This is a genomic window from Actinocatenispora sera (genome assembly GCF_018324685.1).
Classification (GTDB): Bacteria; Actinomycetota; Actinomycetes; order Mycobacteriales; family Micromonosporaceae; genus Actinocatenispora; species Actinocatenispora sera.
The window spans coordinates 2,078,885-2,091,171 of the sequence record NZ_AP023354.1 but is presented as its reverse complement, the minus strand read 5'-3'; the positions used below and the strand labels follow the sequence as shown (position 1 = coordinate 2,091,171).

Genomic DNA, 12,287 nt, shown 5'->3' with positions numbered 1-12,287 from the left:
CCGCACCCGGGCACGCCGTGCCGCATCGCGCCCGGCCGGGCCGCCGGTCAGGTCCACCGCAGCACGCCCTTGCGCGCCGCGTACAGCAGGCCGAGCAGCAGGACCGCGACGAACACCACCATCTCGATCAGCGTGCTGCGGCCGAACCCCGGTCGGGCGAACACCACCGCCCAGGGGAACAGGAAGACGCTCTCCACCGCGAACAGCACGTAGAGGTAGGCGTAGACGTAGTAGCGGATCTCGGCCTGCGCCCAGTCGCCGCCGACCGGGTCGACCCCCGACTCGTACGTGGTGAGCTTGCCCGGGTTCGGCCGGTGTGGCCGCAGCGTCCGGTTGACCACGAACGCCGCACCGAACAGCACGGCCGCGAGCAGCAGCACGATCCCGAGCGTCAGGTACGAGCCGAGATAGCCAGACACGCCACAGAGGGTACGGCCAGATCACCGTTTCGGGCGACTCCGCGCCGGGCCGGTTCGCTCTCGGGTGGCACGATGGACCGGTGCTGACGGCCTCGTTCCCCGCCCTTGCGGCCCCCGCCGCCGTGGTGGCGTGGGCCGGCACCAGCACGTGGCCCGCCCCAGCACCCCTCGCGCCCCGGCCGCCCAGGAGCAGTCCAGCCGCGCACCGGAGCTGATGATGAGCAGAAGGCCAGACGACACCGGAGCACCGGACCAGGCGCCGGCCGGCACCCACGAGCGGCGACCGGATGCGCCGGAGCGCCCCCGCACCGGCAAGAGCGACGACGAGCAGCATCGGCGGGTGCGCCGCCGGCAGATGATCGCCGCGATCCTGGCGATCGTAGCAATCATCATCTTTGCCCTCATCCAGGGGTTTCTCGGCGCGCCCAGCAAGATCCCCGGCACGCACTGACCTTCGGGCAGGACCGATCAGACGCCCTCCGGGCTGGGCCGGTCAGACGCCCTCCGGGCTGGGCCGGTCAGACGCCCTCCGGGCTGGGCCGGTCAGACGCCCTCCGGGCTGGGCCGGTCAGACGCCCTCCGGGCTGGGCCTCCGGGGTGGGCCGATCAGTCGCCGCGGACCAGTTCACCGCCGGTACGCACCCAGCTGGCGAGGCCGCCGTCCACCCGTCGGATCGACCGGCCCGCATCGGCGAAGTACTCCACCGCGTGCGCGGAGGCGAAGCAGTACGGCCCTTCGCAGTACGCGACGACGTCCGCGTCGGCCGGCAGCTCGTCGATGTGCTCGCGCAACGTGGCCAGCGGCATCGACAGCGCGCCGGGCAGGTGCCCCCGGGCGTACTCGGTGGCCGGCCGGACGTCGATCAGCACGGTGCCGCCGCTGGTGAGCCGGTCACGCAGCTCGTCGACGGTGAGCCGTTCCAGGCCACCGGGTCGTGACCACAGGGCACGCAGCTCCACCTGCAGGTCGGCCAGGGTGCGTTCGGCGAACGCCTCGAACCGGCCGACGAACTCCACGACCGCCGGGCTCGCCAGCCGGTAGTGGATGCGTACCCCGTCGCGGCGGGTGGCGACCAGCTGCGCGGCGCGCAGCTGCTGGAGCTGCGCGGAGGTGTTCTTGACCGGCAACTGGGCCGCGGCGGCGAGCTCCTCGACGGTGTGCTCGCCCTGCAGCAGCACGTCGAGCAGCCGGATCCGGCCCGGGTTGGACAGCGCCTTGCCGAGCCGGGCGAGCTGCTCGTACACCCCCGAGTCGAGCCACGGCCGGCCCGGCTCGCCGGCGGGTTCAGGCGGCCGCGGTGAGTCGCTCGCGGGATGCGGGCTCACGGGTCCTCCTCGCAGTTCGCAGGGCGACAGCGGTGACCACGACGCCGACCAGGCACAGCGCAGCGTACCCACCGGTGAGCAGCCGGGCCGAGCCGAGCACGCCGGGGCCGCCCAGCTCGACGAGCAGGCCGGCGAGCGCGGAACCGAACGAGTTGGCGATCAGCTGGGTGGTGTTGACGCCGGCGGCGGCCTTGCTGCCCTCCGCGGTGTCCGGGCTGACCCGCATCGCGGCCGGCACCCAGTGCGCGAACGCCATGCCGATCCCGGTACCGGCGACCAGCAGCACCACGAACCACGCCACGATGCGTCCCGGCCCCGGGTCGGTGGCCTGCAGCAGCGCGTACCCGGCGAGGCCGGCGCCGAGCACCAGCGGGCCGGCGAGCCGCTGCAGCCGCGCGACGCGTTCCCCGGTCAGGCCGCTGGAGAGGATCTGGGCGAGGCTCCAGCCCCACGACAGCGACGCCCCGAGCAGCCCGGCGAGCAGCGGCGACAGCGACCCGATCCGCTGCCCGAACAGCGGGAGGAACGTCTCCACGGTGGAGCCGACGGCGAGCACCGCGACCGCCAGGTACAGCCACTTGAGCCAGCCGCCACGCCGGTACGTGACGTCCGGCAGCACGGTGGCTCGCGCCGACCGCTCACGCAGCAGGAACGCCACGACCAGCAGTACCGCGAGGACGATCAGGCCGCCGGCGGCGTACCGGCCGGGTACCACCGAGGCGACGCTGACCGCGGCGGCGGCGAGGCTCAGCAGGATCAGCGCGGCCAGCGGGAGCGGTCCGACGGTGCCGGTACCGGTGGTGGCCGGCATGGACCGGCGCACCAGCAGCGCCACGCCGCCGGCCGCGACCGCGAGCAGGACGAACGCCAGCCGCCACTGGCCGAACTGGGCGAACACGCCGCCCAGGATCGGGCCGAGGACGTTGCCGACGCCCCACATCGCCGACATCAGCCCGAGCGAGCGCTGCCACAGGTGGCTCGGCAGCGCCTGCCGGACGACGGCGAAGCCGAGCCCGGCGAGCAGCCCGCCGGCGAGGCCCTGCAGCACCCGGCCGAGCAGCAGTACCGCCATCACCGGTGCGAGGGCCGCGACCAGGCTGCCGGCGCCGAACAGGGCCAGCGCGAGCCAGTACGACGCGCGCGGCCCGCGGCGGTTCACGGTGCGGCTGACCAGCATCGAGGTGAACACCGAGGCGACCAGGAACGAGGTCATCACCCAGGCGTAGAGGCTCATCCCGCCGATGTCGTCGACGGCGCTGGGCAGCAGGCTGGTGGTCAGGTAGACGTTCACCGCGTACAGCGCGACGCCGCCGCTGAGCACCACGGTGACCCCGCGGTACCGGCGGCCCAGCAGCTCCCCCCAGGAGCCGCGGCGCGGCGCGTTCTCGCTATCGCTCATAATCTAAAGATCTTTGGATTAGATCGAGAAAGCAAGAGCCCAGGGCACCTCTGTGACCAAGCGCGCACCACCGGAGCCGGCGCGAAGGTCAGTGGATGGTGACGGTGACCTGGTGCCAGCCGGTGGCGCCGTTCGGCACCTCGCCGACCTCATCGGAGGTCTGCCGGTAGCCGGACCGGTCGGTGGCGCGGACCCGCAGCACGTGCGTGCCCGGCGACGCGTCCCACCCGTACACCCACTGCCGCCAGGTGTCTGCGGTCGGCTCGTCGCCGAGCCTCGCGTCGTGCCAGGCACCATCGTCGACCTGCACCTCGACCCGCGCGATGCCGGTGTGCTGGGCCCAGGCGACGCCGGCGACCTGCACCCGGCCGGCGGCCTTGCTCGTCCCGTCGCGCGGGGTGTCGATGCGCGACTCGGTCTTGACCGGCGCCCGCGCCGAGTAGCCGCGCGGCACCCAGTAGGCGTCGTAGTCGGCGAACGTGGTCAGCTCCAGGTCGACCAGCCACTTGCAGGCCGACACGTACCCGTACAGGCCGGGCACCACCATCCGCACCGGGAAGCCGTGTTTGACCGGCAGCGGCTCGCCGTTCATCGCCACCGCGAGCATCGCGTCCCGGCCGTCCAGCACGGTCTTGGTCGGGGTACCGATGGTCATCCCGTCGGCGGAGCGGCTCACCAGCTGGTCGGCCGCGTCGTCGACGCCCACCTCGCGCAGCAGGTCGGCCAGCCGCACGCCGACCCACCGCGCGTTGCCGATGTACGGCCCGCCCACCGGGTTGGACACGCAGCACAGCGTGATGTCCCGCTCGAGCAGCGGCCGGTCCAGCAGTTGCCGGTAGCTCAGGGTCAGCGGATGCGCGACCCGGCCGTGGATGCGCAGCGTCCAGTCGTCCGCCGTCACCTGCGGGATCGTCAGCGCGGTGTCGATCCGGTAGAACGACGAGTTGCTGGTACGCCACGGCGACAGTCCCGGCACGTCCAGCTCGGTGCCGGCCGGTACCGCCGGGGCCGGGCTCGCCGGTCGCGGGATCGCCATGTCCGCCCGGGACCGCGCCGCCGCGAACCGGCTGTGCTGCAACGCACGCCCGCCGTACCCGACACCGGCCGCCGCGACCACCGACCCGCCGGCGAGCCACAGGAACCGGCGCCTCTCGTACCCCGCCGGGCTCAGCTCCGACGGCGGCCGCAGCAGCACCAGCAGCACACCGACGCCGACCGCGCCGGCCAGCACCGACGGCAGCGGATCGAGCATCCCGGCGTCCGGCCTGGTCACCGCGGCGGCGACGCCGAGCACGCCGAACCCGGCGACGCACAGCGCGCCGACCCGGCGGTACCGGCCGGCGAGCACGCCGACGCCGGCGGCGGCCAGCGCGAGCACCAGGTAGATGCCGACCAGCAGCGCGGTCTTGTCGTTGGTGCCGAACGTGCCGACCGCGAAGTCCTTCACCGCGGCCGGGGTGAGCTGGATCGCGGCGGCGCCGATCGCCGCGACCGGGGCCGACTCGGGCCGGACGAACGCCGCGGCGAGTTCGGAGACGCCGACCGCGGCCGCCGCGGCCGCGATCCCGGCGCCGGCGGCCCGCAGGTACCGATGCGTCATGGTTCCAGCATTGCGCTGTCCGGGCCGGACGGACGGCCCGAGAAGATGACGATTCGCTGACGTACGGCCGCACCCATCGGGGTTAGTGGGATATCCAGTACGTGACCACCGCGATAGGACACCCTTACCCCGCCGACGTAGCATCAGCGGTAGAGGCACCGTGAGGGTCTCAGGAAGAGGAACGGGCCGTCCTCCCACCGAAACACGGATCCCCGGCCCGGCCGAGATGGAGGTAATCCGCCCGTGGCCAAGCAGGTCCGACAACTGGATCGGGTGGTCATCCGGTTCGCCGGCGACTCCGGCGACGGAATGCAGCTCACCGGGGACCGGTTCACCGCCGAGTCCGCGCAGCTCGGCAACGACCTCTCCACGTTGCCCAACTTTCCCGCCGAGATCCGCGCCCCCGCCGGCACCCTGCCCGGTGTGTCCAGCTTCCAGCTGCATTTCGCCGATTACGACATCCTCACCCCCGGCGACGCGCCGAACGTGCTGGTGGCGATGAACCCGGCCGCGCTCAAGGCCAACCTGGCCGACGTGCCGCGGGCGGCGGAGATCATCGTCAACACCGACGAGTTCACCAAGCGCAACCTGGCCAAGGTCGGCTACGACGTCAGCCCGATCGAGGACGGCACCCTCGACGCGTACGCGGTGCACGAGGTGCCGCTGACCTCGCTCACCGTGAAGGCGCTGGAGAGCTTCGACATCTCCAAGAAGGACGCCGAGCGGTCCAAGAACATGTTCGCGCTGGGCCTGCTGTCCTGGATGTACAACCGGTCGGTCGAGGGCACCGAGGCGTTTCTGCGGAAGAAGTTCGCGAGCCGACCCGAGCTGGTCGAGGCGAACGTCACGGCCCTGAAGGCCGGCTGGAACTACGGCGAGACCACCGAGGACTTCGCCGTGCAGTACGAGGTGAAGCCGGCGAAGCTGCCGGCCGGCACCTACCGCAACATCACCGGCAACACCGCCCTCGCGTACGGCCTGATCGCCGCCAGCGTGCGGGCCGGCCTGCCGCTGTTCCTCGGCGCGTACCCGATCACACCCGCCTCCGACGTCCTGCACGAGCTGAGCAAGCACAAGAAGTTCGGGGTGCTGACGTTCCAGGCCGAGGACGAGATCGCCGCGGTCGGCGCCGCGCTCGGCGCCTCGTACGGCGGGGCGCTCGGCGTCACCTCGACCTCCGGTCCCGGTGTCGCGCTGAAGGGCGAGACGATCGGGCTCGCGGTGATGCAGGAGCTGCCGCTGGTGATCTGCGACATCCAGCGCGCCGGCCCGTCCACCGGGATGCCGACCAAGACCGAACAGGCCGACCTGAACATGGCGCTGTACGGGCGGCACGGCGAGTCACCGGCCGCGGTCATCGCGGGGAGTTCCCCGTCCGACTGCTTCTACGCGGCGATCGAGGCGGCCCGCATCGCGGTCACCTACCGGGTACCGGTGCTGCTGCTGTCCGACGGCTACCTGGCCAACGGGTCGGAGCCGTGGCGGCTGCCGAAGGTGGCCGAGCTGCCCGAGATCACCGTCGACTTCGCCACCGCGCACAACCACGAGAACGAGGACGGCAGTACCGAGTTCTGGCCGTACCTGCGGGATCCGGAGACGCTCGCCCGGCCGTGGGCGATCCCCGGCACGCCGGGACTAGAGCACCGCATCGGCGGCATCGAGAAGGCCGACGGCACCGGCAACATCTCGTACGACCCGGCCAACCACGACACGATGGTCCGGCTGCGGCAGGCGAAGGTCGACGCGATCGCCCGGGACATCCCGGATCTGGTCGCCGACGACCCGTCCGGCGAGGCCCGGGTGCTGGTGCTGGGCTGGGGCTCCACGTACGGGCCGATCGGCGCCGCGGTGCGCCGCATCCGGGACAAGGGCCACCACATCGCGCAGGCACACCTGCGGCACCTGAACCCGTTGCCAGCCAACACCGAGGCGCTGCTGCGCAGCTACGACAAGGTCGTGGTGCCGGAGATGAACCTGGGCCAGCTCTCGCAGCTGCTGCGCGGCCGGTTCCTGATCGACGTGATCGGCTACAACAAGGTGCGCGGGCTGCCGTTCACCGCGGGTGAGCTGGAGTCGGCGCTTGAGGAGATCGTGAAAAATGTCTGAGCCCGTGTCCCCGAACGGCCGCCACGCCCTGGACCTGGTGCCCAAGGCCGAGGGCAAGCAGACCATGAAGCAGTTCAAGAGCGACCAGGAGGTGCGCTGGTGCCCGGGCTGCGGTGACTACGCGATCCTGGCCGCGTTCCAGAGCTTCCTGCCGACGCTCGGCATCAGGCAGGAGAACACCGTCGTGGTCTCCGGCATCGGCTGCTCGTCCCGCTTCCCGTACTACATGAACACCTACGGGATGCACTCGATCCACGGCCGCGCGCCGGCGATCGCGAGCGGCCTCGCCACCACCCGGCCCGACCTGTCGGTGTGGATGATCACCGGCGACGGCGACGCGCTGTCGATCGGTGGCAACCACCTGATCCACGCCCTGCGGCGCAACGTCAACATCAAGATCCTGCTGTTCAACAACCGGATCTACGGCCTGACCAAGGGTCAGTACTCGCCCACCTCGGAGCTCGGCAAGGTCACCAAGTCGACGCCGGTCGGCTCGGCCGACGCGCCGTTCAACCCGGTGTCGCTGGCGCTCGGCGCCGAGGCGTCGTTCGTCGCCCGCACCCTCGACTCCGACCGCAAGCACCTCACCTCGGTGCTCACCGCGGCGGCCGAGCACCAGGGCAGCGCGTTCATCGAGATCTACCAGAACTGCCCGATCTTCAACGACGACGCGTTCGAGGTGCTGAAGAACCCGGAGACCCGGGACGAGGCGGTGGTACGGGTCGAGCACGGCCAGCCGATCACGTTCGGCCCGGACGGCGTGCACTGCGTGGTGCGCCGCGGCTTCGGCCTCGCGGTGGCGAAGACCGCCGACGTCGACCCGGCCGACATCGTGGTGCACGACGCGCACGAGCCCGACCCGTCGTACGCGTTCGCACTGTCCCGGCTGCCCGGGGAGAACCTGCTGCACACGCCCATGGGCGTGCTGCGCGACGTGCCGCGCCCGTCGTACGACGAGATCGTGCGCGGCCAGCTGGCCGACGCCCGTACCGGCAAGAGCCTGGACGACGAGCTCGACTCGCTGCTCTACTCGGGCGACACCTGGGCCATCGTCTGACCTTCCGCACCCGCCGGTCACGCCGTTGATCAAGGGGTTCGTGCGCGTTCAGCCTGCGACTGGATCCCTTGATCAACTCTTTCGGCCCTTGATCGACCGTGGGCCGCGGAGCCCGGCGCACCGGGGTCAACGTCGTGCCAGCGGCCAGCGGCCAGCGGGTCAGCGCCGCGCCGGCGGTCAGGGTCGTGGTAGCGGCCGGCGGTCGGCCCCGGGCTGGTGGTCAGCGGAGGGCGGCGTTGGTGACACCCCAGAGGTCGGCGATCCTGCCGTCGGCCACCCTGATCCACTCGGTCAGGTAGCCGTCCGTACCGGCGGTGAGCTCGACGCCGGTCACGGCGGCGCGCAGTGCCATCCGGTCGCCGTCGACCAGCACGTCCACCAGCTCGACGTGGAAGTCCGGGCACCGGGCGGCCATCGCCGACCAGGCCTTCTTCACCTGGTCGGGCCCGGTGATGCCGACCCCGCGGAAGTCCGCGGCGAAGATCTCGTCCACCGCCGCCAGGTTCCGGTCGTTCGCCGCTGCGTACATCCGGTGGGCCAGCCTGATCATCTCGTCCCGGTCCATGTCGTTCACCTCTCCGTCGACCTACCGAACGGTCGGTAGATCACCTACACTGCTCCACCTACCGAACGGTCGTCAAGTAGGCTCGGCGGCATGGCGGACGCGGCACGAACCCGGCAGCGCATCCTCGACACCGCGCTGGAGCTGTTCACCGAGCGCGGCTTCGCCGGTACCTCGGTGGCCGACCTCGCCGGCCACCTCGGCACCAGCAAGGCCGCGCTCTACCACCACTTCCGCTCGAAGAACGAGATCCTGGCGGCGCTGCTCGCCGCACCGACGCAGCGGTTCGACGAGTTGGTGGCGCAGGCGCCGCAGCTGACCGACGAGCAGCTGCTCGGCCGGGTCGTCGACCTGACCGCCGAGCTGTTCGCGATGGCCGGCATGCTCGACGGCGACCCGTCGGTACAGGCGGCGCAGCGCGAACGGTTGCTCGACCGGTCCCGGGACATCAACGAGGCGCTCACCGCGGCGCTCGTCCCGGCGCCGGGCGACGCGGACGCGCGGCTCCGGGCCCACGCCGCGTACGCCGCGGCCAAGCACGGCACGCTCGCCGCCGTCGCCGACCTCGGTACCGCGCAGCTGCCGGCGGCGCGCCGCGCCACGCTGGTCTCCGCCGCCCTGCGCGCCCTGCACCCGGCCGGCTGAGCCGACCGCGCCGTTGGCGTGTGTCGCGCGGTCGACCGAGCGGCACCCGAGCGGCACCCGGTCGAACCAGCTGAGCCGACCGCGCCGGCGGCGCATGCCGCCCGGTCGAGCGCCGGCACCCGAGCGGAGCGCCCAGTCGAGCCGCTGAACCGTCCGTGCCCCGCGGGCGCGTGCCGCCCGGTCGAGCGGCCGGCGCGCGAGTGGAGTGCCCAGTCGGGCCTGGGGCAGGCGGCGGGTAGCACGGTCGAGCGGCCGGTCCGGCCGGACTCGAGCGGGTGGTCAGGCCGGGGTCGAGCGGGCGGCGCGGTCGAGCCGGCGGGCCATCGTGCGTTCGTACTGGACGCCGTTGGTGCCCGGCGCCGGGCTCGGGGTGACGTCGTGGAAACCGTTGCGCGCGTAGAGGTTCCCGGCGTGCGCGTTGCCCTGGGTCACGTTGAGCCGCAGAGTGTGCGCGCCGGCCGCGGCGGCCGCCGCGGCGACCTCGTCGATCAGCCGGTCACCGACGCCGTGACCGCGGGCGGCGGGACACACGTACATCGAGATCAGCTCGGCGACGCCGGGCTCGTCGCTCGGGATGCCGGTGGCGATGCCGGCCGGTGACCCGTCGAGCAGTACCAGCACGTTGCGGAAGCCGGGGGCGTCGAGCCGGTCGCGCCACTGCTGCTCGTCCGCGTCGACCCAGTCGGCGTAGGTGGAGCCGTACGCGTACGGCGCCTCGGACAGGGCGGCGAGGCGGACCTCGCGCCACAGCTTCCAGTCGTCCCCGGTCAGTACCCGTACCTCCAGCATTCGCTCATCGTGCCAACGCCACCGGTCGCCGACAACCACATTGCGCCGAGCCCGACACGCACGAGGCCGCCCCGGTCCTGACGGACCGGGGCGGCCTGGGTGGCCGGCATGGCGGTCGCCTCTCGGCGAGTGGCACAACGGGGCTCCAGCCACCCGAAGGTGCGGTATTCCGCGAAGGCAATTGGTGAGGCCCGGGGACTCGAACCACACCGACCGCTCATCACAACGACCCGGCCCGCGCCGGGATTCCGCGGCCCGGTATGACGGACACCACACGGTTGTCCGGCGACACTGGTCGCGGCATGCGACGATCAGGACGTGCGCATACTGATCAGGATCATCATCAACGCCGTGGCGCTGTGGGTGTCGACGCTGCTGCCGGGCATCTCGCTGACCGGGTCGACCTGGCACAAGATCGGCTCCCTGCTGGCCGTTGCGGTGATCTTCGGGATCATCAACGCGGTGCTCAAGCCCATCATCAAGGTGATCGGCTGCGGGCTGTACATCCTGACCCTCGGCCTGATCTCCCTCGTGGTCAACGCGCTGCTGTTCCTGCTCGCCGGCTACCTGTCGGACAAGCTGGGGCTCACCTTCCACGTCTCCGGGTTCTGGGCCGGATTCTGGGGTGCGCTGATCGTCGCCATCGTCAGCTTCCTGCTCAGCCTCCTGATCCCGGACCGCCTCGAAGGCAAGAACAACGACTGACCCCGCGTCCGCACGGCCACCCGGGTGATCGTGCGGACCTCTTCCGGGGCCGCGTTCCCGACCATCCGAGGCGGGGCTCACCAGTGTGCGACGGCGACCGAGCCGGCTTCGGTGGCGTGCCGTCCCCGGCCCGCCCGGCGCCGCCACGCCACGGCGAACACCGGCAGACCCAGCGCGACGGCAACGGCGAGCCAGGCGAACACGTCACCGACGGTCCCGTACACGGTGCGGACCCCGGACACGGGCACGGACGCGACGACCGTCTGCCGATCGGCGTCGAAGTAGTCGTCCAGGGCAAGGGTGTGTCCCTGCCGGTCGACGATGTTCGACTGGCCCCTGCTGGCCTGCCGGACGATGGTGTACCCGTTCTCCACGGCGCGGAAGATCGCATTCTCCGCGTGCAACCGCTTGATGCCCGCCCAGGTGTTCGCCGAGATCAGCATGATGTCCACGCCGCCCCGGCCGCCCTGCCGGGCCAGGTCGGGGAAGTCGGCGTCGTAGCAGACCAGGCTGGACAGCCGCCCGTACCCGGTGTCCGCGACCGGCAACACCCCCGGACCTGCCTGGTACGGCTCCAGCACTGGCACCGGGTGGCTCTTGTCGTACGTCCAGGCCGTGCCGCCGGTCGGGGTGATCAACACCGTCTGGTTGCGCACCTGCGGGGCGGCCTCGACGTAGGTGGTGAGGCCGACCTGCACGTACACCCGGTACCTGGCGGCGACGCGGCGGGCCCGGTCGAGCAGCGGACCCGCCCCGGCGTCGACCGCCAGCGCGCCGGACTCCGGCCGGACCACGATCCGCGCACCGGCCCGCGCCTCGCGCGCCGTCGCCGCCAGCAGATCGGCGTTGACCGGTTCGAACGCCGCGCGCATCGTGGCGGCGTCCTCGGCGAGCATCTCCGACACCGAGTCGTACCGGCGGATCCGGTCACCGAGCCGGGCGACCGAGTCACGCGACGCGGTGACGCCGGCGACGCGGACGGTGGGCCCGTCGACCGGGGCGTACGCGAGGCGCATCGCGCCGGCACCGAACACCACGGCCAGTACCGCCGAGTACGCCGCGACCGGCCGCAGTCCGCCCCATTCGAGCAGCAGGTTCGCCACCGGAGCCGCCCAGGCGACGACGAAGCTGAGCCCGTACACCCCGGTGACGCTGGCGAGTTGCAGCAGCGGCAGGTTCGCATGTTGGGTGGTGCCGAGCACGCCGAACAGCGTGCCCAGCGGCGTGACCGACGCGACCAGGAACTCGCAGGCCACCTTCGTCGCCGGGTACACCAGGGTGCCCGCGAGCGGTGGCAACCGGCGGGTGAGCAGCCGGTCGGCGACGAACGGCGCGGTCAGCGGCGGCACGAACGCCAGCGCCAGCAGCACGACCGGCGAGGCAGCGAGGTCGGCCTGGTACATCCAGCAGGCGGCGTCCAGCGCGGTCACGGCGGCCACGCCCAGGATCGCCCGCCCGGCCCGCACGGTGCGGCAGAAGCGGATCAGCGCGATCCCGTACAGCCAGGCGGCCGGGGCCAGGTCCCCCGTCGCGTGCAGCGCGAACAGCGACAGCGCGCCGCCGATCGCGAGCATCGGCCATCCGCTGGTCATCCTGGTGGTGGTGTTCGTCGTCATGGTCCCCTCGATCTCGTCCGACCGAAACGACGTTAGAAATCGGCGAACCGGTAGTCACTGCGG

At 72.1% G+C, this 12,287-nt stretch carries 12 protein-coding genes; 5 read left to right on the top strand and 7 right to left on the bottom strand.

What is annotated here, in order from left to right; genetic code table 11:
- Positions 1 to 47: 47 nt before the first annotated feature.
- Positions 48 to 419: an NADH-quinone oxidoreductase subunit A gene (locus Asera_RS10005; RefSeq protein ID WP_030446674.1), complete on the bottom strand. Its 372-nt coding sequence runs from the start codon at positions 417 to 419 to the stop codon at positions 48 to 50.
- Between the two features lie 130 nt (positions 420 to 549).
- On the opposite strand from Asera_RS10005, the gene Asera_RS10000 reads away from it, so the two are divergent.
- The gene (locus Asera_RS10000) at positions 550 to 870 is read left to right on the top strand and encodes a hypothetical protein (RefSeq protein ID WP_030446673.1); all 321 of its coding nucleotides are present in this window, start codon (positions 550 to 552) and stop codon (positions 868 to 870) included.
- 155 nt (positions 871 to 1,025) lie between these two features.
- On the opposite strand, the gene Asera_RS09995 is transcribed toward Asera_RS10000, so the two are convergent.
- The 3 genes from Asera_RS09995 to Asera_RS09985 form a co-directional block, all read right to left on the bottom strand.
- On the bottom strand, positions 1,026 to 1,745 hold the full coding sequence (locus Asera_RS09995; protein ID WP_084131662.1) for an ArsR/SmtB family transcription factor: 720 nt from the start codon (positions 1,743 to 1,745) through the stop codon (positions 1,026 to 1,028).
- A complete protein-coding gene (locus tag Asera_RS09990) occupies positions 1,705 to 3,144 on the bottom strand; it encodes an MFS transporter (RefSeq protein WP_051802328.1) in 1,440 nt (479 codons plus the stop codon). Before Asera_RS09990 ends, Asera_RS09995 begins: the two co-directional genes overlap by 41 nt.
- An 88-nt stretch (positions 3,145 to 3,232) precedes the next feature.
- Positions 3,233 to 4,744, bottom strand: coding sequence for a molybdopterin-dependent oxidoreductase (locus tag Asera_RS09985; RefSeq protein WP_211255597.1), 1,512 nt, complete (start codon positions 4,742 to 4,744; stop codon positions 3,233 to 3,235).
- Between the two features lie 243 nt (positions 4,745 to 4,987).
- On the opposite strand from Asera_RS09985, the gene Asera_RS09980 reads away from it, so the two are divergent.
- Both Asera_RS09980 and Asera_RS09975 read left to right on the top strand, forming a co-directional pair.
- Complete coding sequence (locus Asera_RS09980; protein ID WP_030446669.1) at positions 4,988 to 6,850, top strand: 2-oxoacid:acceptor oxidoreductase subunit alpha; 1,863 nt, start codon at positions 4,988 to 4,990, stop codon at positions 6,848 to 6,850.
- Positions 6,851 to 6,914: 64 nt separating this feature from the next.
- Positions 6,915 to 7,907: a 2-oxoacid:ferredoxin oxidoreductase subunit beta gene (locus Asera_RS09975; RefSeq protein WP_244844169.1), complete on the top strand. Its 993-nt coding sequence runs from the start codon at positions 6,915 to 6,917 to the stop codon at positions 7,905 to 7,907.
- Positions 7,908 to 8,127: 220 nt separating this feature from the next.
- Here the strand turns inward: Asera_RS09975 and Asera_RS09970 are convergent, their stop codons facing one another.
- Positions 8,128 to 8,472, bottom strand: coding sequence for a nuclear transport factor 2 family protein (locus Asera_RS09970; protein ID WP_157034847.1), 345 nt, complete (start codon positions 8,470 to 8,472; stop codon positions 8,128 to 8,130).
- Positions 8,473 to 8,562: 90 nt separating this feature from the next.
- Here Asera_RS09970 and Asera_RS09965 point away from each other — a divergent pair, with 90 nt between their 5' ends.
- On the top strand, positions 8,563 to 9,114 hold the full coding sequence (locus Asera_RS09965; protein WP_030446666.1) for a TetR/AcrR family transcriptional regulator: 552 nt from the start codon (positions 8,563 to 8,565) through the stop codon (positions 9,112 to 9,114).
- A 279-nt stretch (positions 9,115 to 9,393) separates the two neighbouring features.
- On the opposite strand, the gene Asera_RS09960 is transcribed toward Asera_RS09965, so the two are convergent.
- Positions 9,394 to 9,903: a GNAT family N-acetyltransferase gene (locus Asera_RS09960; RefSeq protein ID WP_030446665.1), complete on the bottom strand. Its 510-nt coding sequence runs from the start codon at positions 9,901 to 9,903 to the stop codon at positions 9,394 to 9,396.
- A gap of 318 nt (positions 9,904 to 10,221) precedes the next feature.
- Between Asera_RS09960 and Asera_RS09955 the strand changes: the two genes are divergently transcribed.
- Positions 10,222 to 10,608, top strand: a complete 387-nt coding sequence (locus Asera_RS09955; protein ID WP_030446664.1) for a phage holin family protein — start codon at positions 10,222 to 10,224, stop codon at positions 10,606 to 10,608.
- A 77-nt stretch (positions 10,609 to 10,685) separates the two neighbouring features.
- Here the strand turns inward: Asera_RS09955 and Asera_RS09950 are convergent, their stop codons facing one another.
- Positions 10,686 to 12,224, bottom strand: a complete 1,539-nt coding sequence (locus Asera_RS09950; RefSeq protein ID WP_211255596.1) for a nitrilase-related carbon-nitrogen hydrolase — start codon at positions 12,222 to 12,224, stop codon at positions 10,686 to 10,688.
- Positions 12,225 to 12,287 lie beyond the last annotated feature (63 nt).

Bases quoted from the DNA above. Each gene is read 5' to 3' on its own strand.
- Asera_RS09985 (WP_211255597.1), bottom strand. From the start codon at position 4,744: ATGACGCATCGGTACCTGCGGGCCGCCGGCGCCGGGATCGCGGCCGCG.
- Asera_RS09965 (WP_030446666.1), top strand. From the start codon at position 8,563: ATGGCGGACGCGGCACGAACCCGGCAGCGCATCCTCGACACCGCGCTG.
- Asera_RS09950 (WP_211255596.1), bottom strand. From the start codon at position 12,224: ATGACGACGAACACCACCACCAGGATGACCAGCGGATGGCCGATGCTC.
- Asera_RS09975 (WP_244844169.1), top strand. From the start codon at position 6,915: ATGAAGCAGTTCAAGAGCGACCAGGAGGTGCGCTGGTGCCCGGGCTGC.
- Asera_RS09970 (WP_157034847.1), bottom strand. From the start codon at position 8,472: ATGGACCGGGACGAGATGATCAGGCTGGCCCACCGGATGTACGCAGCG.
- Asera_RS09960 (WP_030446665.1), bottom strand. From the start codon at position 9,903: ATGCTGGAGGTACGGGTACTGACCGGGGACGACTGGAAGCTGTGGCGC.
- Asera_RS09990 (WP_051802328.1), bottom strand. From the start codon at position 3,144: ATGAGCGATAGCGAGAACGCGCCGCGCCGCGGCTCCTGGGGGGAGCTG.